Annotated in this window: 23 protein-coding genes; 6 read left to right on the top strand and 17 right to left on the bottom strand. The window is 63.5% G+C overall.

What is annotated here, in order from left to right; genetic code table 11:
* Nucleotides 1-216: 216 nt before the first annotated feature.
* The 5 genes from ACQ4N9_RS16535 to colR form a co-directional block, all read right to left on the bottom strand.
* Nucleotides 217-447: a hypothetical protein gene (locus ACQ4N9_RS16535; protein WP_125462744.1), complete on the bottom strand. Its 231-nt coding sequence runs from the start codon at nt 445-447 to the stop codon at nt 217-219.
* Nucleotides 444-1,145: a lipopolysaccharide kinase InaA family protein gene (locus tag ACQ4N9_RS16530; protein WP_390967122.1), complete on the bottom strand. Its 702-nt coding sequence runs from the start codon at nt 1,143-1,145 to the stop codon at nt 444-446. The genes ACQ4N9_RS16535 and ACQ4N9_RS16530 overlap by 4 nt, the downstream gene beginning before the upstream one ends.
* 6 nt (nt 1,146-1,151) lie before the next feature.
* Nucleotides 1,152-1,832 carry a class I SAM-dependent methyltransferase gene (locus ACQ4N9_RS16525; protein ID WP_347151826.1) on the bottom strand — a complete coding sequence of 227 codons (681 nt, stop codon included), beginning with the start codon at nt 1,830-1,832 and terminating at the stop codon, nt 1,152-1,154.
* Nucleotides 1,833-1,939: 107 nt separating this feature from the next.
* Nucleotides 1,940-3,268: a sensor histidine kinase gene (locus ACQ4N9_RS16520; RefSeq protein ID WP_390967121.1), complete on the bottom strand. Its 1,329-nt coding sequence runs from the start codon at nt 3,266-3,268 to the stop codon at nt 1,940-1,942.
* The gene (colR, locus tag ACQ4N9_RS16515) at nt 3,258-3,941 is read right to left on the bottom strand and encodes a two-component system response regulator ColR (protein WP_028689695.1); all 684 of its coding nucleotides are present in this window, start codon (nt 3,939-3,941) and stop codon (nt 3,258-3,260) included. Before colR ends, ACQ4N9_RS16520 begins: the two co-directional genes overlap by 11 nt.
* Nucleotides 3,942-4,111: 170 nt before the next feature.
* Between colR and ACQ4N9_RS16510 the strand changes: the two genes are divergently transcribed.
* Complete coding sequence (locus ACQ4N9_RS16510) at nt 4,112-4,840, top strand: phosphatase PAP2 family protein (protein WP_390967120.1); 729 nt, start codon at nt 4,112-4,114, stop codon at nt 4,838-4,840.
* Nucleotides 4,841-4,994: 154 nt separating this feature from the next.
* Here ACQ4N9_RS16510 and groL read toward each other — a convergent pair whose 3' ends face one another.
* The 5 genes from groL to ACQ4N9_RS16485 form a co-directional block, all read right to left on the bottom strand.
* Nucleotides 4,995-6,635, bottom strand: coding sequence for a chaperonin GroEL (gene groL, locus ACQ4N9_RS16505; protein WP_390967119.1), 1,641 nt, complete (start codon nt 6,633-6,635; stop codon nt 4,995-4,997).
* A 48-nt stretch (nt 6,636-6,683) separates the two neighbouring features.
* The gene (locus ACQ4N9_RS16500; RefSeq protein ID WP_016488938.1) at nt 6,684-6,977 is read right to left on the bottom strand and encodes a co-chaperone GroES; all 294 of its coding nucleotides are present in this window, start codon (nt 6,975-6,977) and stop codon (nt 6,684-6,686) included.
* Between the two features lie 259 nt (nt 6,978-7,236).
* A complete protein-coding gene (locus ACQ4N9_RS16495; protein WP_110991597.1) occupies nt 7,237-7,698 on the bottom strand; it encodes an FxsA family protein in 462 nt (153 codons plus the stop codon).
* 66 nt (nt 7,699-7,764) lie between these two features.
* Complete coding sequence (locus tag ACQ4N9_RS16490; protein ID WP_390967118.1) at nt 7,765-8,496, bottom strand: HugZ family protein; 732 nt, start codon at nt 8,494-8,496, stop codon at nt 7,765-7,767.
* Nucleotides 8,497-8,589: 93 nt separating this feature from the next.
* On the bottom strand, nt 8,590-9,597 hold the full coding sequence (locus ACQ4N9_RS16485; RefSeq protein ID WP_390967117.1) for a DUF481 domain-containing protein: 1,008 nt from the start codon (nt 9,595-9,597) through the stop codon (nt 8,590-8,592).
* Nucleotides 9,598-9,750: 153 nt separating this feature from the next.
* Here ACQ4N9_RS16485 and ACQ4N9_RS16480 point away from each other — a divergent pair, with 153 nt between their 5' ends.
* Both ACQ4N9_RS16480 and ACQ4N9_RS16475 read left to right on the top strand, forming a co-directional pair.
* Entirely contained in the window at nt 9,751-10,104 is a 354-nt protein-coding gene (locus tag ACQ4N9_RS16480; RefSeq protein ID WP_153788194.1) for an MGMT family protein, read from the top strand.
* A 43-nt stretch (nt 10,105-10,147) separates the two neighbouring features.
* Nucleotides 10,148-11,695, top strand: a complete 1,548-nt coding sequence (locus tag ACQ4N9_RS16475; RefSeq protein WP_110991601.1) for an AmpG family muropeptide MFS transporter — start codon at nt 10,148-10,150, stop codon at nt 11,693-11,695.
* A gap of 54 nt (nt 11,696-11,749) precedes the next feature.
* On the opposite strand, the gene ACQ4N9_RS16470 is transcribed toward ACQ4N9_RS16475, so the two are convergent.
* The 3 genes from ACQ4N9_RS16470 to ACQ4N9_RS16460 all read right to left on the bottom strand — a co-directional run bounded on the left by ACQ4N9_RS16470 (nt 11,750) and on the right by ACQ4N9_RS16460 (nt 14,645).
* A complete protein-coding gene (locus ACQ4N9_RS16470) occupies nt 11,750-12,994 on the bottom strand; it encodes an MFS transporter (protein WP_390967116.1) in 1,245 nt (414 codons plus the stop codon).
* A 207-nt stretch (nt 12,995-13,201) separates the two neighbouring features.
* On the bottom strand, nt 13,202-14,041 hold the full coding sequence (locus tag ACQ4N9_RS16465; protein ID WP_125462735.1) for a mechanosensitive ion channel family protein: 840 nt from the start codon (nt 14,039-14,041) through the stop codon (nt 13,202-13,204).
* 118 nt (nt 14,042-14,159) lie between these two features.
* A complete protein-coding gene (locus tag ACQ4N9_RS16460) occupies nt 14,160-14,645 on the bottom strand; it encodes a YajQ family cyclic di-GMP-binding protein (protein WP_390967115.1) in 486 nt (161 codons plus the stop codon).
* Between the two features lie 102 nt (nt 14,646-14,747).
* Here ACQ4N9_RS16460 and ACQ4N9_RS16455 point away from each other — a divergent pair, with 102 nt between their 5' ends.
* From ACQ4N9_RS16455 to ACQ4N9_RS16445, 3 genes are read left to right on the top strand one after another with little or no spacing between them, the layout of a single operon-like run.
* Nucleotides 14,748-15,665, top strand: a complete 918-nt coding sequence (locus ACQ4N9_RS16455; RefSeq protein ID WP_390967114.1) for a putative 2-dehydropantoate 2-reductase — start codon at nt 14,748-14,750, stop codon at nt 15,663-15,665.
* 36 nt (nt 15,666-15,701) lie between these two features.
* On the top strand, nt 15,702-17,723 hold the full coding sequence (locus ACQ4N9_RS16450; protein WP_125857543.1) for a sensor histidine kinase: 2,022 nt from the start codon (nt 15,702-15,704) through the stop codon (nt 17,721-17,723).
* Between the two features lies 1 nt (nt 17,724).
* Nucleotides 17,725-18,291, top strand: a complete 567-nt coding sequence (locus ACQ4N9_RS16445) for a cob(I)yrinic acid a,c-diamide adenosyltransferase (RefSeq protein WP_390967113.1) — start codon at nt 17,725-17,727, stop codon at nt 18,289-18,291.
* A gap of 140 nt (nt 18,292-18,431) precedes the next feature.
* Here ACQ4N9_RS16445 and ACQ4N9_RS16440 read toward each other — a convergent pair whose 3' ends face one another.
* The 4 genes from ACQ4N9_RS16440 to secA all read right to left on the bottom strand — a co-directional run bounded on the left by ACQ4N9_RS16440 (nt 18,432) and on the right by secA (nt 24,232).
* Nucleotides 18,432-19,376 (bottom strand): Nudix family hydrolase, encoded by a 945-nt coding sequence (locus ACQ4N9_RS16440; RefSeq protein ID WP_390967112.1) that lies wholly within the window; start codon nt 19,374-19,376, stop codon nt 18,432-18,434.
* Nucleotides 19,373-20,005: a glutathione S-transferase family protein gene (locus tag ACQ4N9_RS16435; protein WP_390967110.1), complete on the bottom strand. Its 633-nt coding sequence runs from the start codon at nt 20,003-20,005 to the stop codon at nt 19,373-19,375. Before ACQ4N9_RS16435 ends, ACQ4N9_RS16440 begins: the two co-directional genes overlap by 4 nt.
* A gap of 98 nt (nt 20,006-20,103) precedes the next feature.
* The gene (argJ, locus tag ACQ4N9_RS16430) at nt 20,104-21,321 is read right to left on the bottom strand and encodes a bifunctional glutamate N-acetyltransferase/amino-acid acetyltransferase ArgJ (protein WP_125462728.1); all 1,218 of its coding nucleotides are present in this window, start codon (nt 21,319-21,321) and stop codon (nt 20,104-20,106) included.
* Nucleotides 21,322-21,496: 175 nt separating this feature from the next.
* Nucleotides 21,497-24,232, bottom strand: coding sequence for a preprotein translocase subunit SecA (secA, locus tag ACQ4N9_RS16425; RefSeq protein WP_390967108.1), 2,736 nt, complete (start codon nt 24,230-24,232; stop codon nt 21,497-21,499).
* Nucleotides 24,233-24,369 lie beyond the last annotated feature (137 nt).

Genomic DNA, 24,369 nt, shown 5'->3' with positions numbered 1-24,369 from the left:
CCCGGAGCGCAGCGGAGGGCCGTATGAATGGAGCGAGCGGTTTTTGGTTACTTTTTCCCAAGAAAAAAAAAGTAACCCGCCGTAAGGGCGGAAAGGTGACTACGCGTCGACATCACAAATGAATGCGCATACAACTTTCAACACAAACACCAAACACCAAAACGCCAGAAGTCCACAAAAACTTCTGGCGCCTAAATCAAACAACCAAACAACCTATCAACCAAACGGCCGCAGCCCCTGCCTCATCCCAAACAGAAACAGCAGAAAATCATGATCCGGTTTAACGGACACCTGCTCGACCTTCGCCTCCCGCGGCAGCGGGCACAATCCACCCACCTCGGCCTTGCTGAACACCGTCAGCCCCGGCTGCTCCCAGGCAGCCGCAGCCACCGTGGTCACCGCCAATGCCCCAACAAGAAACAAAGCTCGAGCGATTTCTAGTTTCATTGCTCTAACCCTTTGACCGCGCTGCCAAACGCCATCTGGTAAAAATAGAGCAAGGTCTGCCATTCCGCGTCAGTGATCGACGAATGGCGCCGCAGCTGACGCAAATCGTTGTACGCCGCGCGTTGGCAGCTGATTCGCCGCCGGCACTTCTCCAGATCGAGCAAAGCCACTTCAGCCCGAGCCTGCTCACCGGTGCCGATCACCTTGATGAACACATGCTTGCCGTAGAGGCAGCCATGCTGCCAGTGCCCCAGGTGCATACGCGCCAGGTTGTCGGCCAGGTCCTTGAACATCCGCTCATGGACTGCCTGGGGATAACGTTCACGAGCGCCTTCGCTGTACCAGGTATCCAGGTCGACAAAACCGTCCAACGCTTCGCTTACCAGCAACGCACGCCACTGGTGATCGGCATCGCGCTCAGCGCCGGCAAACACGATACGTGGCACACGCACGCCCAACTGCTCGAAACTGTTCAAGGCATCGAGCTCACGCAAGACCGTGGGCCGACCGAACGGGTGCAGCAGGCTCCGGTAGATATGGCCAACCTGGCGCTTGGCATACAGCAGCTGGCCGCTGGCGTCGCTGAGGCGTTGCACGCCGCTTTCGCCACCACGCCGCTGGTTGGGTTCCTCGACCCATTCGCCCTGCTGCTGCCAGTAGAAATCAAACTGACCGGACTCTTTCTGCACTGCCGCCATCAATCACTACCCCTTACGTAAAACGTATACGCGCCACATCGCGTAAAACGGCAGGAAGTCGAGCCGTTCCTGAATTCTGAAACCTGCAGCCGTAAATTCTTCCTCTACTGTAGCCGCCGGTAACACAAAGCGGTTCTGGTAGCTGTCCTGCTCGGCTCTGACACTGCGCCGCGCTTCAAGTTTCTTGCGCCGCCATGCCTTGAAGTTGCCATCCACCCACAGTGACAAAATCACACTGTCGCGGCTAACCCTTTGAAATTCTGAAAGAATCGTCTTGCGGTGGGCCGGGTCACCGATGTGGTGGAACAGGCGCATGCAAAAGATGCTATCCACCGCGTTGTCCGGCAGGTCAATGGCGAAGGCCGAAGTTTGCAAAGGGCGTACCCGTGCCACCACCTCTGGCGGTTGTGCGGCACAGGCTGTCTCTATCATCGCCGCGGAATTGTCAGCGCCGATGATCACCCGGTTGGGCTTTTCCGCCAGCAGCGGCCAGAAGCGCCCGGCGCCACACGGCAGGTCGAGGACCAGGCCCGGCTCGCCGGCCAAGGCCAGGGCATGCCGGGCCATCTGCTCGTCACGCTTGTGCGACAGCCGCCTGGCCAAGCCATCCTGGTGTTTGAGGAAGTAGTCGCGGGCATGATCCCGATCATACTTTTCGGAAAACTCGAGTTTGATGGGGCTACGCATCGGGCATCTCCTGATTCCAATGCGTCCACGTTAGGTAGGTTCGCGTAGGAATCAGGTCATGCAGATGTGAAAATTCTGTAATGAAACAGAACAGGTGTTACAAGACGTTAATTCGGATCCAGAACCTTACCGTCGTCCTCGCCCTCATTTACCATCCTGCTTCCCTGGCTCAGGTCTACCTCAAAGCGGCATCCGTGGGGCTGCGTGGTACTCAGGGTGACGCGCCAGCCCTGGTCATCGCAGATCCGCTGCACCAACGACAGCCCCAGGCCCAGCCCCTCGCCACGGCGCTCGTCACCGCGCACGAACGGGCGGAACATCGCTTCGCGCTGCTCCTCCGGGATACCCACCCCGCTGTCCTCGACACTGAACCCGTTGGGCTCCAGGCTCAGGCGGATATAGCCGCCATCGGTGTAGTGGGCGGCGTTGCGCAACAGGTTGCCCATGACCGATTGCAGGAAAGTGGCGTTGTACAACGTCGGGCCGGCGCTCACCCGGCCATCGTAGTAAAGCGCCAGGCCCTTCTGTTCGATGGTGTCACGCCATACGGCGGTCAGATCATCACCCACTTCACGCAAGGTCGCCTGGGCGGCGATTGCGCCTTCATCACGTTGCGCGCGAGCCAGCATGAGGAACGTCTTGACCAGCTCACGCATCTCCTCGGTGGCCCGTGCGATGCGCTCGACCTGGCTGCGCGCACGGCTGTCCAGGTTGGGGTTTTCAATTAGCAGCTCGCACGAGGTGGCCAGCACCATCAACGGCGTACGCAGCTCATGGCTGACGTCGCTGGTAAACAGCCGTTCACGGGTCAGCGCATCACGCAGGCGGCCCAGGGTATCGTCGAAAGCCACCGCCAGCTGCCCTACCTCGTCCGCCGCATAATCCGGCGCCAGCGGTGGCGCCAGGCCGAGCAACTGGTCGCGATGACGCACCTGTCGAGCCAGGCGGATCACCGGCGCCATCACCCGTCGCGCCAGCACCCAGCCGAGGATCACCGCCAGCGCCAGGCTGAGCACGAAGCCCACCACCACCACGGCGAACAGCACCCGCTCACGCTCTTCGAAATCGCTCTGGTCCTGCAGCAGCACATAGCGCCGGCCATCGACGATTTCGACCATCGCGTGATACGACAACTGGTCGCGGAACACCTCGTGGAAGCCCGGTTCCAGATGCCGCAAGTCCTTGGGCAGCTCGAAGTCATCACGCCCGCCGCTGAAGTAGAACAGCTGGTCCGGGCGCGGCCGGTGGCTCCAGTCGCTGACGCTGTCCATGCGCAACAGACGCTGCAGGTCGCCGCCGAGCACCGAGGAAATCAAGCGCTCCTCGACCAGGTGCACGGTGGCGACAATGCCGAAGGCAAAGGCCCCGGCCACCAACGCACTCATCAACGCAAAGGCGATGATGATGCGCTGGGCAAGGCTCTGCTTAAACTCCATCGCGGCCCTCGGCGAGGCGATAGCCGACGCCATGGACGGTATGCAGCAGGGGTTTGTCGAACGGTTTGTCGATCACCTGGCGCAGCTGATGAACGTGGCTGCGCAGGCTGTCGCTGTCGGGGCAATCATCGCCCCACAAGGCCTCTTCCAGCACTTCGCGGCGCAGCACGTGGGGGCTTTTCTGCATCAGCACGGCGAGCAGCTTGAGGCCCACCGGGTTGAGCTTGAGCAGGCGGCCCTGGCGGGTCACTTCGAGCGTGTCGAGGTCATAGCTCAGGTCGGCCACCTGCAAGGTGCGGCGACCGCCGCCCTGGGCACGGCGCAGCACCGCTTCGATGCGCGCGGCCAGTTCGGACAAGGCGAATGGCTTGAGCAGGTAATCATCGGCACCGGAGCGGAAGCCCTGCAGACGATCATCCAGCTGGTCGCGGGCGGTCAGCATGATCACCGGGGTATCGCGGCGGGCATCCTCGCGCAGGCGCTTGCACAGCGTGTAGCCGTCGATGCCGGGGAGCATGATGTCGAGCACGATCAGGTCGTAATGCTCGGTAGCGGCCAGGTGCAGGCCCGACAGGCCATCCTGGGCGCAGTCCACCGTGTAGCCTTTCATGCCCAGGTAGTCGGCCAGGTTGGCAAGAATGTCGCGGTTGTCTTCAACCAAAAGAATACGCATCGGGGTCTCCTGTACCGCGCTTCGCTCGGCGGCAGCTTAAGGCCATCGCCCGCGCTGTGCCAGCCCTCGGGAAAATTCACCAAGCTTTACAGTTTTTTCACCGAACCTTCACGGACACAGGATAGCGGGCACCCGACAATGCCCGGTCTTTTTCCACCCCTGGAGCTGTCATGCAGGAAACCATTCGCCCACGCCCGATCAATCCGTGGCTCTACCTGGGCATCCCTTTCATTACCATCGTTGCCTTGATCCTGCTGGAATGGACATCGGTAGACATGGACCTGGCCAACCTGTTCTTCGACCGGGCTGCCGGGGAGTTCATCGGTCGCCACAGCTATGTGCTGGAAACCATCCTGCACGACCGGGTCAAGCAGGTGGTGATCGCCTTGAGCCTGGTGGCGGTCGCAGCGTTCATCGCCAGCTTCTTCTGGCAACGCCTGTTCGGCTGGCGCCGTGAACTGGGCTGCCTGGTGCTGGCACTGGGCCTGTCCACGGCCTTCGTCACCCCGCTCAAGCAACTGACCCAGGTGCAGTGCCCGTGGAGCCTGAGCCAGTTCGGCGGCAGCGAAACCTACAGCAAGCTGCTCGAGCCACGCCCGGCTACCGACAAGGCTGGCCTGTGCTGGCCGGGTGGCCATGCGGCGACCGGGTTCTGCCTGTTCGCGCTGTTCTTCGTGCTGCGCGATCGCCGGCCGCGCCTGGCCAAGGCGGCGCTGGGGCTGGCGTTTGTGGCCGGCTCGGTGCTGTCGGTGGGCAGGATGATGCAGGGTGCGCACTTTCTCTCGCACAACATCTGGACAGCGGTGTTCTGCTGGCTGATCGGGTTGGGCTGTTACTACCTGGTGCTGTATCGCCGGGGGATGGCGACGGCGCCGGTGGCCGAGCGCAGCGTTGCCTGATGGCGGGGCCGCTGCGCGCCCCATCGCCGGCAAGCCGGCTCCCACAAGGAGCCGGCTTGCCGGCGATGGGCTGCACAGCAGCCCTAAAGACAGCGACAAACAAAAAGCCCCGCACTAGGCGGGGCTTTTCATTACAGCTGGGGGTAAGGCTGGCTTACATCATGCCGCCCATGCCACCCATGCCGCCCATGTCAGGCATGCCAGCAGCTGGCTTGTCTTCCGGCAGGTCGGCAACCATGGCTTCGGTGGTGATCATCAGACCGCCAATCGAAGCAGCAGCTTGCAGGGCCGAACGGGTGACCTTGGCTGGGTCCAGGATGCCCATCTCGATCATGTCGCCGTATTCGCCGGTAGCGGCGTTGTAGCCGTAGTTGCCCGAACCTTGCTTGACCTTGTCGGCCACAACGCTTGGCTCGTCGCCGGCGTTGGCAGTGATCTGGCGCAGCGGGGCTTCGACAGCGCGACGCAGCAGGGCGATACCGACGTTCTGGTCTTCGTTGTCGCCTTTGAGGTCAACGATGGCCGACAGGGCACGTACCAGGGCAACACCACCGCCAGGCACCACGCCTTCTTCGACGGCTGCACGGGTAGCGTGCAGGGCGTCTTCAACGCGGGCTTTCTTCTCTTTCATTTCAACTTCGGTGCCAGCACCGACCTTGATCACGGCAACACCGCCAGCCAGTTTGGCCAGACGCTCTTGCAGCTTCTCACGGTCGTAGTCCGAAGAGGTTTCTTCAATCTGGGCACGGATCTGTTTGACGCGGGCTTCGATCTCGGTGTCGGCGCCAGCACCATCGATGATGGTGGTGTTTTCCTTGGACAGGATGACGCGCTTGGCGTTACCCAGGTGCTCCAGGGTGGCGGTTTCCAGGGACAGGCCGATTTCTTCGGAGATGACCTGGCCGCCGGTCAGGACGGCGATGTCCTGCAGCATGGCCTTGCGGCGGTCGCCGAAGCCCGGTGCCTTGACGGCAGCAACCTTGACGATGCCGCGCATGTTGTTGACAACCAGGGTAGCCAGGGCTTCGCCTTCAACGTCTTCGGCAACGATCAGCAGCGGACGGCCGGACTTGGCAACGGCTTCCAGTACTGGCAGCAGTTCGCGGATGTTGGAGATTTTCTTGTCGACCAGCAGCAGCAGCGGGCCTTCCAGCTCGGCAACCATGGTGTCCGGCTTGTTGATGAAGTACGGCGACAGGTAGCCGCGGTCGAACTGCATGCCTTCTACGACGGACAGTTCGTTTTCCAGGCCCGAGCCTTCTTCAACGGTGATCACGCCTTCTTTGCCGACTTTTTCCATGGCTTCGGCGATGATTTCACCGATGGAGTTGTCGGAGTTGGCGGAGATGGTACCGACCTGGGCGATGGCCTTGGAATCGGCGCATGGCTTGGCCAGGTTCTTCAGCTCGGCGACAACGGCGGCGGTGGCCTTGTCGATGCCGCGCTTGAGGTCCATCGGGTTCATGCCGGCAGCGACGGCTTTCAGGCCTTCGTTGACGATGGCCTGAGCCAGGACGGTAGCGGTGGTGGTGCCGTCACCGGCAGCGTCGTTGGCCTTGGAAGCAACTTCCTTGACCAGCTGGGCGCCCATGTTTTCGAAGGCGTCTTTCAGCTCGATTTCTTTGGCGACGGAAACGCCGTCCTTGGTGATGGTCGGCGCGCCGAAGCTCTTGGCCAGGACCACGTTGCGGCCTTTCGGGCCCAGGGTCGCTTTTACCGCGTCAGCCAGAACGTTGACACCAACCAGCATTTTCTTACGGGCGGAATCGCCGAATTTTACGTCTTTAGCAGCCATGATCGTTTAATCCTTGGAATTCTTTGGAGTAACGGGAAGTCGGGGAAATCAGCCTTCGACAACGGCCAGGATTTCGTTCTCGGCCATGACCAGCAGGTCTTCGCCATCGACTTTCACGGTGTTGCTGCCCGAGTAAGGGCCGAAAACCACTTTGTCACCCACTTTCACGGCCAGCGCGCGAACTTCGCCGTTGTCCAGGATGCGACCGGTGCCGACAGCGACGACTTCGCCGCGGTTCGGTTTTTCAGCGGCCGAACCCGGCAGGACGATACCGCCAGCGGTTTTCGATTCTTCTTCGCTGCGACGGATAACGACGCGGTCATGCAGAGGACGAAGCTTCATTGTCGATCTCTCCCAAATAGTGGTTTTCATCGGCCGGTGTCAGCACCGGCGGGTTGATGCGGTCCGGCGTTGCCGGGGGTGGCCCGCGAAGGGCGAACCACCTGTGTCATGTCTGGTGTCACCACCAGAAACCTTGCGGTGACCACATACATGAGGCCGCCTTATTCGATTACAAGGTTTGCTACGGAAAAATTTTCATCAGGCGTTCAAAACCATTCGTGGGAGCGGCGCTGCGCCGACCCCAGGTTCAATTGCCCGATTACTTGTCGCGGCGCTCGTACTCGCCTTCGATCACATTGGGGCGGTGGCCGGGATCACGGGGCTGGGCCTGGAACGGGTCGTCCTGGAACGCCCGCTGGCGCAGGGCCTGCTCTTCGGCACGGCGGCGCAGCTTGCCAGCCACCAGGCGGCGGGTGAACGGCAGCAGGCACAGCAGGCCCAGCACGTCACTGATGAAGCCCGGCAGCAGCAACAGGCCACCACCCACCGCCATCATCAGCCCCTGGAACATTTCTTCGGCGGGCAACTCGCCGCGCTGCAGGCTCTCACGGGCACGCAGGGCGGTCGCGAGGCCAGCTACGCGCATCACCAATACCCCCAGTGCGGAGCCGGCAATGATCAACAGCAGCGCCGGGAAGAAACCGATGGCCGCGCTGACCTTGACGAAGACGAACAGCTCCAGCACAGGGAAAAGGAGAAACAGCAGTAAAAAGGCACGCATCACTCATTCCTCGACGGAAGAACATCTTCCTGTAGGAGCATCAGATGGATGCGTGCAGGCGTTTTTTCAACCCTCTGCGCGCGCCACCGTCGGCCACTGTTCGGCACGGGCCAGCAGCACCAGGGCTTCACGGACTTGTGTCGGGGTATTACAAGTTGTTGGGAAGGCCAGCCAGTACACCGCCTGGCCGATGCGCAGGTGCATGCCTTCGCTGTCGATGCCGACCATTTCAGCCGCTGTCGTGCTCGGCAGGCTGCTCAGCGCGACATAGTGGGCGATCGCATTGGCATGGTCGCTGTTCATGTGTTCGATCATGCTCGCTTCGCCAGCGCCGGCAAAGGGGTTGGCCAGGGTGACTTGGTCGAGCCAGTGAATCGCGCCGAAACCGCCGATGTAGCGGTGGCGCACCGGCAGCAGTACCCAGAAGTCGAAATCGTGGGCTTTGTGGTAGTTCGCCGACTCCGGGAAATAGCGGTAGTAGCGCGCGGCGGCAGCTTCGATGGCCGCCTCGTCGTTGAGCTTGTGCGCCTCGGCCATCACCGTCAGGCGCCCGACTGCCTGCACGTCCTCAGCCTCACGTTCGCCAACCAGCAACGAACACTTGGGGTCCTTCTGCAAGTTGTGGGTGTGCTGGGCGATACGGCTGATAAGAATGACGGGGTGCCCATCGGCGTCCAGGCAGTAGGGGACCACCGAACCGAACGGGAAGCCCGGCATCGACTTGGAATGGGTGGAGAGCACGCCACGGTACTCCTTGAGCAGCAGTTCCCGGGCGGGGCGAAGGGCGTTGGTACTCACGAAACGAGCTCCTGGCGATGGGCGGGGTGACAGACAAGATAAGCATTATCACCGCCAGCTGCCAGACAGGCCGGTCGCGTACCGGCCCGGGGCCTACCAGGTCACGCCGAAACCGGCGGTGTAGCGGGTCTTGTCGAGATCACGATCATCGGTGCCCTTGATCAGGTCTTTTTCCGCCTTGAGGTTGAGCGAAGCCCATTCGGTGACCTTGTAGCGCAGCCCCATTTCCGCATCCAGTGCATAGTCGGCAACGCCACCAAACGGCTTGCCTACCTCGCCATTGGTGAAGAACTGCACCTTCTTGCCGATCAGGTAACGGGTGTAGTCCCACTTCACGGCCGCGGCGTAGAAGTTGTCCTTGCCGCCGTCACGGTACTGGTAATCGGTGCGGTTGATCAGCGAGCCCAACGAGAACGCCCCCAACTCGTCATCCCAGAACTGGTAGCCCGGGCCAGTACCGACGGTACGCTGGCGCGCCAGCTCTTCGATCTGGTCGCGTTTGTACTCCAGGCGCCCCTGCCAGAACCATTTCTCGGTGATGAAACGGTCGAGCGCATATTCGGCGCTCCAGTTGTTGGCGGTGGTGACCTCGTCCTTGCTCTCGCGGTTGTATTCGCCTTCGGCGTTGTGCCGCCAGCGACCGTGGCGCGCGGAGGTCTTGAAGCTGACGTCGTAGTCGTCGGTGTCGTTCTCGGCGCGCTTGTAGTCCAGCGCCACGTCGACATTGCCTTTCCACAGAAAGTCCTCGACCAGCGGCCGGGGCTTCATGATCTGCTCGATGCTCGCCAGCTCCACGGTCTTGGGCGCATCACCGTTGGCCAAGGTCACCTTGCCTGGTTCGGCAGCCTTGAGTGACTTGGCCTTCTCGCCGCTGTAGGCGTCCTGCTTGACCAGCAGTTCCTGGTCGCTCTCAAGGGTCTTGACCTGTTTCCAGTCCAAGGCGATCGAACCACCGTATGTGGTCTCCAGCAGCAACTTACCGCCATCGAAGACGGTAATCTTGCCAGTGAGTCGATCGCCGTTCTTCATCCACACGGTATCGGCCAGCGCCGAGGTGCAAAGCGATACAGCGAAGAAGCAGAGCAAGATTCTTGAGAACATAAGGGGACTACGGATTCGATTTGCCGAAAAAAGCCGGGCATTATCCGGATGCCCACGCCATGAGCAAGGACAGACCCAGACCATGCCGATGAGTTCCACTCTTGTTTGCCGTTGCCATCCGTCCGGTTTCATCTACAGGCCAAGGGGGCTCTGATGTCCGCCACCTCTGCTCCCCCACCTGAAGATGCCGAAGCCCGACGGATGGCGTTGTATTCGGTGCTCGGCCAAGTACCGCCGGGCAAGGTGGTCAGCTACGGCCAGCTCGCCGAGCTGGCCGGCCTTGGCCGCGCGGCACGCTGGGTTGGCCGCACCCTCGGGCAACTGCCCGCGGACACCCGCCTGCCGTGGCACCGGGTGCTCGGCGCGGGTGGGCGCCTGAGCCTTGCCCTGGGCACCCCATCCGGCGACGAACAGCGCGCCCGTCTGCGCGCAGAAGGCGTGAATGTAGCCAATAATCGTGTGGATATGGCGCGCCATGGCTGGCGCCCGATGGAGCACAGCGGTTAGAGTGCGCGCTTTGTTTTCGCAAACTTGAGGCAGATGTTGGCCCATGCCCCGTAAAACCTGGCGCGCTGCGCTCGCTGCCTATGCCAGCCCGTCAACCTTGGTACTTCTGCTGCTCGGATTCGCCGCCGGCCTGCCGTACATGCTGGTGTTCTCGACCCTGTCGGTCTGGTTGCGCGAGGCGGGTGTGGCGCGCGAAACCATCGGTTACGCCAGCCTGATCGGCCTGGCGTATGCCTTCAAGTGGGTGTGGTCACCCCTGCTCGACCAATGGCGCCTGCCGCTGCTCGGCGGCATGGGTCGGCGCCGTTCGTGGTTGCTGCTGTCGCAGGTGCTGGTGGTGCTGGGCCTGGTCGGCATGGGCTTCTGCGACCCGCAGAAGCATCTGTCATGGCTGGTCGCGCTGGCGGTGCTGGTGGCCTTTGCCTCGGCTACCCAGGACATCGCCGTCGATGCCTATCGCCTGGAAATCGCCGACGACCAGCGCCAGGCTGCGCTGGCCGCCAGCTACATGGCCGGCTACCGGGTCGCCGCCCTGCTGGCCACGGCCGGCGCACTGTTCTTCGCCGAGTGGTTCGGCTCCACCGGTTTCAGCTACCTGCATCAGGCCTGGACCGGCACTTACGTGCTGTTCGGCGTGCTGATGCTGCCAGCGGTGTTCACCACGCTGATCATGCGTGAACCCCCGGTACCGCTGCGTACCCAGCTGTCAGCGGCGCGCTATGGGCTGATGCACCAGCTGGCGTCGGTGTTCGTACTGATCATCCTGCTGGTTTCGGTACCCGCCAGTTTCACCCAGATGTTCAACACCGACTGGGCCAGCGTGCTGTTCGGCGACGCCACACCGCTCGACCTGCTGCTCGAAGACCGCGCCTTCCTGCGCCTGCTGCTCTATGCACTGCTGAGCTGGGCGTGCCTGTCGTCCCTCGGCCGTCGCGGCCTGGCCCCGGTGCTCACCCCGGTCAACGACTTCATCAGCCGCTACCGCTGGCAGGCCCTGCTGCTGCTCGGGTTGATCGCCACCTACCGCATGTCCGACACGGTGATGGGCGTGATGGCCAACGTGTTCTACATCGACATGGGCTTTACCAAGGACCAGATCGCCAGCGTCAGCAAGATCTTCGGCCTGATCATGACTCTGGTCGGTGCCGGTGCCGGCGGCCTGCTGATCGTGCGCTTCGGCATCCTGCCGATCCTGTTCATCGGCGGCGCGGCGTCGGCGGCGACCAACATCCTGTTCCTGATGCTGGCCGACATGGGGCCGAACCTGGAAATGCTGGTGGTGACCATCTCGCTGGACAACTTCAGTTCGGGCCTGGCCACCTCGGCGTTCGTCGCCTACCTGTCGAGCCTGACCAACCTGAAGTTCTCGGCTACGCAATATGCCCTGCTCAGCTCGATCATGCTGCTGCTGCCGCGCCTGATCGGCGGCTATTCAGGGGTGATGGTGGAGAAGTTCGGCTACCACGATTTCTTCCTGATCACCGCCCTGCTGGGCGTGCCGACCTTGATCCTGATCGCCCTGCAGTGGCGGCAGGAAGCCGGTCGGGGAAAGCCGGTGCCGGTGGAGAGTCCGGCAGCTGAACAGAACTAGGCCTTCAAAGGCCTCATCGCGGGGCAAGTCACTGCGACTTGCCCCGCGCTGTTTCTACTGTGTCACCGCCCCTTCCCCAGAGCGCCTGCCCACCACGAACCACAACGGCCACAGCGCTAGCGCCCCTGCTATGCCTGCCGCCACGGCGAAGTGCATCAGGCTGGCACCCGCTCCGAGCATCGCCAACACAGCGCCCCCCAGCCCCAGCAAGGCAATGGTGATCATCCCCAGCATCGCCGACACCAGCCCCTTGCTCTGTTCGCTGGCGAACAGCGTCATGCGGTACAGCACGGCGTTGGCCACACCCAGCCCCAGCGCGTACAGCGACATGCCGGCCACCACGCTGGTCACTGTCGGCCAGTACCAGGTCGCCGCGACCATCAACGACAGGCCCGCCAGATAAGGCCAAAGGGCCCCGCGAACCAGTGCCGGCAGCGGATAGCGGTCGGCGATGCGGTTGATGATCAGGTTGCCGAGGATCAGCCCGGCGAACACCGGCAACTGCCACAGCGCGTAGTCCATCGTGCTCAGGCCTTCGTCGTGGATCAGCAGCACCGGCGACAGGCCGATCCAGCCGATCAGCGGCAACCCGACCAGTCCCAGCGCCGCGCTGCCCGCGACAAACCGGCGGTTGGTCAGCAACTGACCATAGCCGGCCAACAGCGGCAGCAGGTGGATCGGCGTGAACGGCAGGCGTGAGCCGTCGCGGCGTTCCACCCCCAGGGTTTCCGGCATCAAGCGGTACAGCAGCAGCCAGCACAGCACCGCACCGACCGCGAACGCCACGAACAGCCAGCGCCAGTCCAGCCACTGCAGCATCAAGGTGCCCACCAGCGGCCCGAGCAGCGGCGACAGCAGGGCGATGTTGGCCAGCAACGCCATCATGCGCACCGCGTCGGCCTCGCTGTACGCCTCGTTGAGGGCCGGGTAGCTGACCGTGACCACGAAGCCCAGGCCGATGCCCTGCAGCAGGCGCAGCAGGTTGAACAGGCCGATGTCATGTACCCAGAACGTCGCCAGGCAAGCCACGCCGAAGAACAGGCAGCCCGTCAGCAGCAGCGGGCGCCGGCCGTAACGGTCGGCGAGCGGGCCGATCAGCCATTGCAGCACCACCCCGCCCAGCAGGTAGAGGTTGAGAGCGTGGGGGATGAATTCGGGGCTGGCGTCCAGGTCGCCGACCACGACCGGCATGGCAGGCATGACGGCATCGCTGGCCAGGTAGGTCAGCAGCTCGAACAGCGCCAGGGTCAGGCCGAACAGCAAGGCTCTCAGAGGGGTGATATACAGCAGTGGTTTCATGATCAGTATCAGGTGGGGACGGGTGGGGTCAGGCTATATGCCAGAAATGACGGAGGATTGCTGTGAGCAAGTGTAAGGGGCAGAAAAAGCCGGGGCCGCTTTGCGCCCCTTCGCGGGTAAACCCGCTCCCACAGGTTAAGCGTGAACCCTGTGGGAGCGGGTTTACCCGCGAAGGGGCGCGCAGCGGCCCCGACTGTCGAAGCAGGTTTATTGCAGGGCAGTCTCCTGCACCACACGGATCACCCGCTGCGGAAAGGGAATGTCGATCCCTTCGGCCTTGAGCCGGTCACGGGCATGCTCGTTGAGCATGAACATCACGTCCCAGTAGTCGGCAGTCTTGGTCCAGATGCGCAGCGACACGGTGATCGAACTGTCACCCAAAGTCGACACCACCGCCTGCGGCGCCGGGTCCTGCAGCACACGCGGGTCCTGGGCCAACTCCAGCAGCACATTGCGGGCCTTCTGCAGGTCGGCGTCATAGTCGACGCCCACGTCGAACACCACCTTGCGGGTCGGCTGACGGTTGGTGTTGGTGATGATGCCGTTGGACAGGCTGCCGTTGGGCATGATCACCGTCTTGTTGTCACCGGTACGCAGCACGGTGTGGAAGATCTGGATGCTGTCCACGGTGCCCGCCACGCCCTGGGCTTCGATCCAGTCGCCGATGCGGAACGGGCGGAACATCAGGATCAGCACGCCCCCGGCGAAGTTCGCCAGGCTGCCCTGCAAGGCCAGGCCGATGGCCAGGCCGGCGGCACCGATGGCAGCGACGAACGAGGTTGTCTCGATGCCGATCATCGACGCCACGCTGACCATCAACAGGACTTTCAGCACGATGTTGGCCAGGGTACTGATGAAGCCCTGCAACGCCGCGTCGGCCTTCAGGCCAACCAGTTTGCCCAGCCGAGCACTGACCCTGCTGATGATCCACCAGCCGATCGCCAGCGTCAGCAAGGCCAGCAGCAGGCGGCTGCCGTATTCCATGATCAGCGGTACCCAAGTCTGCGACTGGCGAACCAGCTGGTCGACCTCTGCATTCAAATCCATCGTCTTGCTCTCCTGATGCCAAGCGGCAAAAAGCACATTGAAACGGGCCGCACAGCATGCAGCGACCGCAGGAACCGATGGACATCATTGAGCCATCAAGGTTCCTGCCCTGCCCCGATCAGTCGCGGAAGTTGTTGAACTGCAGCGGCATGTCGAACTCCTTGGCGCGCAGCGCAGCGATCGCCTCCTGCAGGTCGTCACGCTTCTTGCCGGTGACGCGAACCTGCTCACCCTGGATCGAAGCCTGGACCTTGAGCTTGGCGTCCTTGATGTGGGCAACGATCTTTTTCGCCAGGTCCTTGTCGATGCCTTCGCGGAACTTGGCTTCCTGCTTCACTTCCTTGCCGGAGGGATAGGCGTCCTTCACTTCCAGGCACTTGACGTCGATCTTGCGCTTGACCAGGGCCAGACGCAGGATCTCGACCATCGCCTCGAGCTGGAACTCGGCCTCGGCGGTCAGCATCACGGTCTGCTCCTTGTCCTTGAACTCGAAGGTGCCCTTGCCCTTGAGGTCATAGCGGCGGTCCAGTTCCTTCACCGCGTTGTCCACGGCGTTGGTGACTTCGTGCTTGTCCAGTTCCGATACCACGTCGAACGAAGGCATGGCGGTTCTCCATAAAAAAACAGCGCGCTCAGCTTGAAGATGGAGCGCGTCAGGGTTAGGGGGTTAAAATGCGGGCTCATTATAACGGGTTGCGAAACGCAGATGAGCAGCACCTGGCATATTCTCGGCGCCGGTAGCCTCGGCAGCCTCTGGGCCTGCCGCCTGGCCCGCGCCGGCAAGGCGGTCCGCCTGATCCTGCGCGACGAGCAACGCCTGGCGGCCTACCAGGCCATCGGCGGGCTGACCCTGGTCGAACAGGACCACAGCAGCCTCTACGCGATCCCCGGCGAAACCCACGATGCGCCCGGCCCTATCCACCGTTTACTGGTGGCCTGCAAGGCCTATGACGCGGCCCCCGCCGTGGCACGCCTGGCCCCACGGCTGGCCGAGGGTGCCGAACTGGTGCTGCTGCAGAACGGCCTGGGCAGCCAGGATGAGGTGGCCGACCAGGTGCCCCATGCCCATTGCATCTTCGCCTCCAGCACCGAGGGCGCGTTCCGCGAAGCGGACTGGCAGGTGCGCTTCGCCGGCCATGGCTTCAACTGGCTGGGCAACCCGCTCAACCCCGCCGTGCCAGCGTGGTTCGACGACCTCCACGACGCCGGTATTCCCGCCCAGTGGAACGTCGACATCCTTTCGCGGCTGTGGCGCAAACTGGCGCTCAACTGCGCCATCAACCCATTGACCGTGCTGCACGACTGCCAGAACGGTGGGCTGCTCGGGCACCTGACCGAAGTCGACCAGCTGTGCGACGAGTTGGCCAACCTGCTGCTGCGCTGCGGCCAGCCCGAGGCCGCCAACGACCTGAAGGAAGAAGTGCAACGGGTGATCCTCGCCACCGCCGCCAACTACTCTTCCATGTACCAGGACGTGCGTCATGGCCGGCGCACCGAGGTCCATTACCTGCTTGGTCACGCCTGCCGCGTCGCCGCCCGGCACGGGGCAAGCGTACCGCAGCTGGAACACCTGCAACGGCGCCTGGTCGATAGCCTGAAGGCCCGCGGCCTACCCAGCGACTGACTGGCCCATCCACCGGACATGGATACCCCCTGACTCATGAGCCTGCGCCAACGCCTGGAAAACCTCCCGGTCGGGCAGAAACTGCTGGCGGCCCTGCTGGTGCTGCTGGTCACCATCCTGCTGGTCGCCAACCTGGCGTTCATCAGCGCCGCCTACTGGATCACCCAGGAAAGCATGGCGCCCCAGGCGCTGCAGACCATCGGCAAGCTGGTGTCCAACCCGCAACTGTCCTCCCGGGCCGGCGACTCCCCGGAGACCGCCAGCGCCCTGCTCAAGGAGCTCGACAGCTACTCGCCGTTGCGCGCGGCGGCCATCTACGGTGGCGATGGGCAGATGCTCGCCCAGCTCCAGCACGGCGACGCCCTCACCCTGCCCAAGCGTTATCGCAACATCGACGGCTGGCGCCTGATGGAGTTTCGCAGCACCCAGCTGATCCGCCTGCCGCGCAACGCCAACCCGCCCGCGCACCTGCTGCTGGTGGCCAGCAGCGAGCTGCCGATGGCGTTCTACACCGGCACCCTCTCCGCCAGCCTGGCGATCCTGATATTCAGCATCCTGCTGTGGCTGGTCATCGCCCGGCAGATCAAGCGCTTGATCACCCTGCCGATCAACAACCTCGAAGAACTGTCGCGCCAGGTCACCCGGGAAGAGAGCTACGCCCTGCGGGCCCAGCGCGGCAACGATGACGAGATCGGCAGCCTGGCCGATGCGTTCAACACCATGCTGTCGCGCATCGAAGCCCGCGAGCAGCAGCTCAAGGGCGCCCGCGACGAGTTTCAGCAGGCCTACGACCAGGCCCAGGGCCTGGCGGAAGAAACCCGCCACACCAACCGCAAGCTGGAGCTGGAAGTCCAGGTGCGCAGCAAGATCGAAAAGAAACTCACGGGCTTCCAGAACTACCTGAACAGCATCATCGACTCCATGCCCTCGGCGCTGATCGCCCTCGACGAGCAGCTTTACGTCACCCAGTGGAACCACGAAGCCACGGTGCTTTCCGGCACACCGCTGGACGAAGCGCTGAACCAGCCGATCTTCCTGGCCTTCGCGCCGCTCAAGCCGTTCTTGCCGCAGCTCAAGGAAAGCGTCGAGAAGCACCGAGTGGCGAAGATCGAGCGGGTCACCTGGCCCAAGGGCGACGACCTGCGCCACTACGCCCTGACCTTCTACCCGCTGACCGGCGGCGGCGGCCGTGGCGTGGTGATCCGTATCGACGACATCACCCAGCGCCTGTCGCTGGAAGAAATGATGGTGCAGTCGGAGAAGATGCTCTCGGTCGGTGGCCTGGCTGCGGGCATGGCCCATGAGATCAACAACCCGCTGGGAGCGATCCTGCACAACGTGCAGAACATCCGCCGGCGCCTGTCGCCGGAGCTGCCACGCAACCAGGAACAGGCCACCGAGCTGGGCCTGGACCTGCCGGCCGTCAACCGCTACCTGGACAGCCGCGAAGTGCCGCAACTGCTCGACGGCATCCAGCAGGCCGGCGCCCGGGCGGCGAAGATCGTCACCCACATGCTCAGTTTCAGCCGCCTCAGCAACCGTCAGCTGGCGCCCTGCGACCTGCCGGCGCTGATCGACCAGGCGGTGGAAATCGCCGGCAACGACTTCGACCTGGCCATCGGCTTCGACTTCAAGGGCCAGGCCATCGTCCGCCAGTTCGACCCGCAGCTCGGGGCGGTGCCCGGCACCGCCAACGAACTGGAGCAGGTGCTGCTCAACCTGCTGAAAAACGCCGCCCAGGCCATCCACCAGCGCCCGCAGCCCAGCGAGCCGGGGCGAATCACCCTGCGCACCCGGCTCAACCCGCCCTGGGCGGAAATCCAGGTGGAGGACAATGGCGTGGGCATGCCCGAGACCGTGCGCAAGCGCACCTTCGAGCCATTCTTCACCACCAAGGAGATCGGCCAGGGCACCGGCCTTGGCCTGTCGGTCTCGTACTTCATCATTACCAACAACCACAAAGGGCAGATGGAAGTGCACTCCACGCCCGGCCAGGGCACCTGCTTCACCCTGCGCCTGCCCCTCGGCCTGCCGGCCACCACCAAAACGGAGACGTGACATGGGCTATCGCCTGTCGAAGATCTACACCCGCACCGGCGACAAGGGTGAAACCGGCCTGGGCGATGGCCGCCGGGTGCCCAAGGACCATCCACGGATCGAGGCGATCGGCGAGGTGGACAGCCTCAACAGCCAGCTTGGGGTGTTGCTGGCCGGATTGGCCGAGGCCGGCCTGCAAGAGCTGGTCGAGGTACTGGCGCCGTGTCAGCACCGCTTGTTCGACCTGGGTGGCGAGCTGGCCATGCCCAGCTACCAGGCATTGACCGCTGCCGAGGTCGAGCGCCTCGAAGCGGCCATCGATCGTTGGAACGATGAATTGGGGCCGTTGAAGAACTTCATCCTGCCGGGTGGCTCGGCGCTGGTGGCCCAGGCTCATGTGTGCCGCAGCCAGGCACGGGCGGCGGAGCGGCGGTGTCAGCAGTTGAATGCCGTTGAGCCACTGGAGGGGGTGGGATTGGCGTATATCAACCGGTTGTCGGATCTGTTGTTCGTGGCAGCGCGGATTATCGGGCGGCGGCAGGGCGTAGCCGAAGTGCTGTGGCAGCCTGCGGCTAAACCTGAGGCCTGAGATTGCCGGGGCTGCTGCGCAGCCCATTCGCTGGCAAGCCAGCTCCCACAGGATTGCGCATGGTTTGAGGCCTGCGCCGGTCCGCGTGGGAGCCGGCTTGCCGGCGAAGGGACCGCAAAGCGGTCCCTCTCACGAGTGGCTCAAACCTCAGGCCAGAACGCCCGAATCCCCGCCACGCCCTGAGCACCGGCATCCCAGGCCTGCTGCCGCTCACCCGGCCCAACCCCACCCAACAGAAACACCGGGCGGCTGATCGTGCCGATCAAGCGCTGCGCCTCATCCCAACCGAGCGGTGTGGCATCCGGGTGCGTCTGGGTCGCCTGCACCGGCGACAGGGTGACGAAATCCACGCCCATCTGCTCGGCCAGCGCCAGTTCTTCGGCGCTGTGGCAGGACGCCGCCAGCCAGCGGTTCTCCGGGAACGGGCGGCCTTTGGCGGCGTACTTGCGCAGCTGCGCCGCCGTGAGGTGCCAACCGGCCGCCGGGAAGTCGCCCAGCCACTCCAGCGGCCCCTTGAGCATCAGTTGGGCCTTGCCGGCGCACAGCCCGACCGCATCCACGGCAACGTCGCGGTACTTGGGGTCGTACATGTCCGGGGCGCGCAGCTGGATCAGCTTGATGCCATTGGCCACGGCCTTCTGGATGCCCTTGAGCAGCTCCGGCACCTCCAGCCCATCCGGCGTGATCAGGTACTGATCCGGCAGGCGCGCGGCGGCGACGATCGGCTTGTTGGCTTCAGGGAAGTCGTACTGGCCCAGGTCGCGTGGCGCCACCCAGGCCAACGGCTGCCCTTCCGCGCCATGGGGCTCGCCGGTGAAGGCATCCACCTCGCGCACGTCCAGCAGCACCTGCTTGTCCGGGTAGTCGTGACTGACCTTGATCAGGGGCCGCGAACGGCTGACCTCGATACCCAGCTCTTCGCGTAGCTCACGGGCCAGCGCCGCTTCGACGCCCTCGCCCTCCTCCAGCTTGCCGCCGGGAAACTCCCACAGGCCGCCCTGGTGCTGGGTGTCGGCACGGCGGGCAATCAGGATGCGCCCGTCGGCGCCGCGGATGACGGCGGCAACTACATGAATGCGCTTCACCCTGCACGCTCCGCCAGGCCAGCCTGCTGCCAGGCCTGGAAGGCCGGCCACTGGTAAATGGTTTCGATGTAGGCCGCAGCTTCAGCGGGCACTGCAACGCGGTAGGTGCGCAGGCGCACGGCCACCGGGGCGAAGAAGGCATCAGCCAGGGTCGGCCGGCCGAACAGGAACGGGCCTTGGTCCTTGGCCAGCAGACGGCACTCGGACCACAGGGCGACGATACGGTCGATATCGACTTGCACGTCCAGCGGCATGTTCTCCAGCGCCTGGTCGCGGGACAGGTCGAACGGCATGGCACCGCGCAGGGCGAAGAAGCCGCTGTGCATCTGCGCGCAGGCCGAACGCGCCTGGGCGCGGCTGGCGACGTCTTCAGGCCAGAGCCTGGCGTCAGGATGCTGTTCGTTGAGGTATTCGGCGATGGCCAGGGAGTCGGCGATCACGCCGTGCTCGGTCTTGAGCAGCGGTACCTTGCCGGTGGCCGAGAACGCCAGCAGGCGTTGGCGGGTGTCGGGCTGGTTGAGTTTGACCAGGGTTTCTTCGTAGGGCGTGCCGGCCAGTTCAAGGGCCAGGGCGCCGCGCAGCGACCAGGAGGAATACAGCTTGTCGCCGATGATCAGGTGATAGCTCATGGGGCGGCTCCATGTTGCATGGCGGAGGGAGCATCGCGGGGCAAGCCCGCTCCCACGCCGATAATCGTGGGAGCGGGCTTGCCCCGCAATGGGTCGGATCAGGTGCGGTATTCGGCGTTGATCTTCACGTACTCGTGGGACAGGTCGGTGGTCCAGATGGTTTCGCTGCACTGGCCACGGCCCAGCTCGATGCGGATGGTGATCTCTTCCTGGGCCATCACTGCAGAACCCTGCGCCTCGGTGTAGCTCGGGCTGCGGCCACCCTGGCTGGCGATGCAGACGTTGTCGAGGTAGACGTCGATCAGGCTGACATCCAGCTCTGGCACGCCGGCACGGCCTACCGCGGCGAGGATGCGGCCCCAGTTCGGGTCGGAGGCGAACAGCGCGGTCTTGATCAGCGGCGAGTGGGCCACGGCGTAGCCGACGTCCAGGCATTCCTGGTGGTTGCCGCCGCCGTTGACTTGCACGGTGACGAACTTGGTGGCGCCTTCGCCGTCACGCACGATGGCCTGGGCCACGTCCATGCACACTTCGAACACGGCCTTTTTCAGCGCCTCGAACAGCTCGCCGCGGGCTTCGGTCACTTCCGGCACGTCGGCCTTGCCGGTGGCGATCAGCATGCAGCAGTCGTTGGTCGAGGTGTCGCCGTCGATGGTGATGCGGTTGAACGACTTGTTGGCGCCGTCGAGCATCAGGTCTTTGAGTACCTGCGGTGCGACTTTAGCGTCGGTGGCGATGTAGCCGAGCATGGTGGCCATGTTCGGGCGGATCATGCCGGCGCCTTTGCTGATACCGGTGACGGTGATGGTCTTGCCGTCGAACTGGAACTGGCGGCTGGCACCCTTGGGCAGGGTGTCGGTGGTCATGATGCCGGTGGCGGCTTCGGCCCAGTGGTTCTCGGACAGGTTGTCGAGGGCGGCCTGCAACGCGCCTTCGATCTTCTCGACCGGCAGCGGCTCACCGATCACGCCGGTGGAGAACGGCAGTACCGACTCGGCAGGCACGCCGGTCAGTTCGGCCAGTTTGGCGCAGGTGCGCTCAGCGGCGGCCAGGCCTGGGGCGCCGGTGCCGGCGTTGGCATTGCCGGTGTTGGTCAGCAGGTAGCGCACGGTGCCCTGCACGCGCTGCTTGGAGAGGATCACCGGTGCGGCGCAGAACGCGTTGAGGGTGAACACGCCGGCAACGCTGGAGCCTTCGGCACAGCGCATCACCACCACATCCTTGCGCCCGGGGCGCTTGATGCCCGCCGAGGCGATGCCGAGTTCGAAACCGGGAACCGGGTGCAGGGTGGGCAAAGGACCAAGACCAACAGCCATTAGAGCGCTCCTAGAAAATACGGTGAACAGGTGATGGAAGCGGGGCCGCTTCGCGCCCCATTCGCGGCACAAGGCCGCTCCTACAGGTTGTTGCGATTCCTGTAGGAGCGGCCTTGTGCCGCGAATGGGCCGCCCAGCGGCCCCGGTGTTGTCAGGTTACAACAGATGGTTCAGATCACTCGATCTGACCATGGCAGTGCTTGAATTTCTTGCCCGAACCACACCAGCACGGCTCGTTGCGGCCCAGCTTGAGGTCGTTACGCACAGGCGCGGCGGCCACGGCCACTTCGGCGCCTTCTTCAGCCAGTTGCTCGCTTTCCAGGCCAGGGGCGGCAGCGTGCTGGAACTGCATGCGGCTGGCCAGCTCCTCTGCTTCGCGGCGCAGGCGGGCTTCTTCTTCGACCGGGTCTTCGCGGCGTACCTGAACGTGCGAAAGCACGCGGATGGTGTCGCGCTTGATCGAGTCCAGCAGCTCCTGGAACAGGGTGAACGACTCGCGCTTGTACTCCTGCTTCGGGTTCTTCTGCGCGTAACCACGCAGGTGAATGCCGTGACGCAAATGATCCATGGTCGACAGGTGGTCTTTCCACAGGTCGTCCAGCACACGCAGCAGGATCTGCTTCTCGAAGGTACGCAGCGCGTCTTCGCCAGCCTGGTCCTCTTTCTCGTTGTAGGCGCTGGTGATCTCGGCGATCAGCTTCTCGCGCAGCGTTTCCTCGTAGAGGTGATCGTCCTCGTCGAGCCACTGCTGGATCGGCAGCTTGATGGCGAAATCACTGGCCAGCGAAGCCTCGAGGCCAGCAACGTCCCACTGCTCAGGCAGCGACTGCGGCGGAATGTGCTGGCTGATGGTGGCATCGAGCACTTCCTGGCGGAACTCGGCGATGGTGTCGCCAATGTTTTCGGCGGCCAGCAGGCTGTTGCGCATGTGGTAGATCACCTTGCGCTGTTCGTTGGCCACGTCATCGTATTCAAGCAGTTGCTTACGAATATCGAAGTTGCGGCCTTCGACCTTGCGCTGGGCTTTTTCGATGGCGTTGGTGACCATGCGGTGCTCGATGGCTTCACCGGACTGCATGCCCAAGGCCTTCATGAAGTTCTTCACCCGGTCGGAGGCGAAGATGCGCATCAGGCTGTCTTCCAGCGACAGGTAGAAGCGGCTGGAGCCGGCGTCACCCTGACGGCCGGCACGGCCACGCAGCTGGTTGTCGATACGGCGCGATTCGTGGCGTTCGGAGGCGATCACGTGCAGGCCACCGGCTTCCAGGACCTGCTGGTGACGCTTCTGCCAGTCGGCCTTGATCTTGGCGATCTGCTCGGCGCTCGGGTTGTCCAGGGCGGCGACTTCGGCCTCCCAGTTACCGCCGAGCAGGATGTCGGTACCACGGCCGGCCATGTTGGTGGCGATGGTCAGCGCGCCTGGGGCACCAGCCTGGGCGATGATCTCGGCTTCTTTTTCGTGGTACTTGGCGTTCAGGACCTTGTGATCGATGCCTTCCTTCTTGAGCAGGTTGGACATGTGCTCGGAGGTTTCGATGGTCGCGGTACCGACCAGCACGGGGCGGCCCTGGGCCATGCTTTCCTTGATGTCGGCGATGATCGCGGCGTACTTCTCATCGGCGGTCAGGTACACCAGGTCGTTGAAGTCCTTACGGGCCAACGGCTTGTTCGGTGGGATGACCATCACGTTGAGGTTGTAGATCTGGGCGAACTCGAACGCTTCGGTGTCGGCGGTACCGGTCATGCCGGACAGCTTGGTGTAGAGGCGGAAGTAGTTCTGGAAGGTGGTGGAAGCCAGGGTCTGGCTTTCGGCCTGGATGTTCAGGTTTTCCTTCGCTTCGATGGCCTGGTGCAGGCCTTCGGACAGGCGACGGCCCGGCATGGTACGGCCGGTGTGCTCGTCGATCAGGAGGATCTGGCCTTCCTGGACGATGTACTCGACGTTGCGGTGGAACAGCTTGTGCGCGCGCAGGCCGGCGTAGACGTGGGTCAGCAGGCCCAGGTTATGCGCGGAGTACAGGCTCTCGCCCTCGGCCAGCAGGCCGGACTGGGTGAGCATGTCCTCGATGAACTGGTGGCCGGCCTCGTTGAGTTCGACCTGGCGGCTCTTCTCGTCGATGCTGTAGTGGCCCTCTTGGGTCACCTGGCCTTCGACTTCCTCGATGTGCTGGGTGAGGCGCGGGATCAGGCGGTTGATCTCGATGTACAGCTTGGAGCTGTCTTCGGCCTGACCGGAGATGATCAGCGGGGTACGCGCTTCGTCGATGAGGATGGAGTCGACTTCGTCGATCACGGCGAAGTTCAGCTCACGCTGGAACTTCTCGTCGACGCTGAACGCCATGTTGTCGCGCAGGTAGTCGAAGCCGAATTCGTTGTTGGTGCCGTAGGTGATGTCGGCGGCGTAGGCGGCGCGTTTTTCTTCCGGCGGCTGGAATGCCGAGACGATACCCACGGTCAGGCCGAGGAATTCGTACAGCGGGCGCATCCAGTTGGCGTCACGGCGGGCCAGGTAGTCGTTGACCGTGACCACGTGCACGCCCTTGCCGGACAGCGCGTTGAGGTACACGGCCAGGGTACCGACCAAGGTCTTGCCTTCACCGGTACGCATTTCTGCGATCATGCCTTCGTGCAGGGTCATACCGCCGATCAGCTGAACGTCGAAGTGACGCATGCCCATCACGCGCTTGCCGGCCTCACGGGCCACAGCGAAGGCTTCAGGCAACAACTGGTCGAGGGTTTCGCCTTTGGCCAGGCGCTCTTTGAACTCTGCGGTCTTGCCCCGCAGCTGTTCGTCGGAGAGGGCCACCATCTTCTCTTCGAAGGCATTGACGGTGCTTACCGTCTTGAGCAGGCGTTTGATCTCGCGCTCGTTCTTGCTTCCAAAAAGTTTCTTTAACAAAGGCGCAAACATATCGGCAGGATCTTCCACACGTAGGGATGGAGGGCGGCCCCATGAGTCGCCCGTGCAGCCCAGAGGCCGCATGCGAACGAGCATTCTACCCGGAAACGATTGTGAGGAAAGTGGTGGATTTCCACGATACTGGCACA

Origin of the sequence: Pseudomonas sp. ES1 (assembly GCF_050586605.1) — a bacterium.
GTDB classification, from domain to species: Bacteria; Pseudomonadota; Gammaproteobacteria; order Pseudomonadales; family Pseudomonadaceae; genus Aquipseudomonas; species Aquipseudomonas sichuanensis.
Note: the sequence above shows the minus strand (reverse complement) of the source record. Positions and strands in the feature narration are given on the sequence as shown.

Excerpts from the sequence above, each read along its gene's own strand:
- ACQ4N9_RS16535 (WP_125462744.1), bottom strand. The coding sequence starts at position 447 with ATGAAACTAGAAATCGCTCGAGCTTTGTTTCTTGTTGGGGCATTGGCG.
- ACQ4N9_RS16530 (WP_390967122.1), bottom strand. The coding sequence starts at position 1,145 with ATGGCGGCAGTGCAGAAAGAGTCCGGTCAGTTTGATTTCTACTGGCAG.
- ACQ4N9_RS16525 (WP_347151826.1), bottom strand. The coding sequence starts at position 1,832 with ATGCGTAGCCCCATCAAACTCGAGTTTTCCGAAAAGTATGATCGGGAT.
- ACQ4N9_RS16520 (WP_390967121.1), bottom strand. The coding sequence starts at position 3,268 with ATGGAGTTTAAGCAGAGCCTTGCCCAGCGCATCATCATCGCCTTTGCG.
- colR (WP_028689695.1), bottom strand. The coding sequence starts at position 3,941 with ATGCGTATTCTTTTGGTTGAAGACAACCGCGACATTCTTGCCAACCTG.
- ACQ4N9_RS16510 (WP_390967120.1), top strand. The coding sequence starts at position 4,112 with ATGCAGGAAACCATTCGCCCACGCCCGATCAATCCGTGGCTCTACCTG.
- groL (WP_390967119.1), bottom strand. The coding sequence starts at position 6,635 with ATGGCTGCTAAAGACGTAAAATTCGGCGATTCCGCCCGTAAGAAAATG.
- ACQ4N9_RS16500 (WP_016488938.1), bottom strand. The coding sequence starts at position 6,977 with ATGAAGCTTCGTCCTCTGCATGACCGCGTCGTTATCCGTCGCAGCGAA.
- ACQ4N9_RS16495 (WP_110991597.1), bottom strand. The coding sequence starts at position 7,698 with ATGCGTGCCTTTTTACTGCTGTTTCTCCTTTTCCCTGTGCTGGAGCTG.
- ACQ4N9_RS16485 (WP_390967117.1), bottom strand. The coding sequence starts at position 9,597 with ATGTTCTCAAGAATCTTGCTCTGCTTCTTCGCTGTATCGCTTTGCACC.
- ACQ4N9_RS16480 (WP_153788194.1), top strand. The coding sequence starts at position 9,751 with ATGTCCGCCACCTCTGCTCCCCCACCTGAAGATGCCGAAGCCCGACGG.
- ACQ4N9_RS16475 (WP_110991601.1), top strand. The coding sequence starts at position 10,148 with ATGCCCCGTAAAACCTGGCGCGCTGCGCTCGCTGCCTATGCCAGCCCG.
- ACQ4N9_RS16470 (WP_390967116.1), bottom strand. The coding sequence starts at position 12,994 with ATGAAACCACTGCTGTATATCACCCCTCTGAGAGCCTTGCTGTTCGGC.
- ACQ4N9_RS16465 (WP_125462735.1), bottom strand. The coding sequence starts at position 14,041 with ATGGATTTGAATGCAGAGGTCGACCAGCTGGTTCGCCAGTCGCAGACT.
- ACQ4N9_RS16460 (WP_390967115.1), bottom strand. The coding sequence starts at position 14,645 with ATGCCTTCGTTCGACGTGGTATCGGAACTGGACAAGCACGAAGTCACC.
- ACQ4N9_RS16455 (WP_390967114.1), top strand. The coding sequence starts at position 14,748 with ATGAGCAGCACCTGGCATATTCTCGGCGCCGGTAGCCTCGGCAGCCTC.
- ACQ4N9_RS16450 (WP_125857543.1), top strand. The coding sequence starts at position 15,702 with ATGAGCCTGCGCCAACGCCTGGAAAACCTCCCGGTCGGGCAGAAACTG.
- ACQ4N9_RS16445 (WP_390967113.1), top strand. The coding sequence starts at position 17,725 with ATGGGCTATCGCCTGTCGAAGATCTACACCCGCACCGGCGACAAGGGT.
- ACQ4N9_RS16435 (WP_390967110.1), bottom strand. The coding sequence starts at position 20,005 with ATGAGCTATCACCTGATCATCGGCGACAAGCTGTATTCCTCCTGGTCG.
- argJ (WP_125462728.1), bottom strand. The coding sequence starts at position 21,321 with ATGGCTGTTGGTCTTGGTCCTTTGCCCACCCTGCACCCGGTTCCCGGT.
- secA (WP_390967108.1), bottom strand. The coding sequence starts at position 24,232 with ATGTTTGCGCCTTTGTTAAAGAAACTTTTTGGAAGCAAGAACGAGCGC.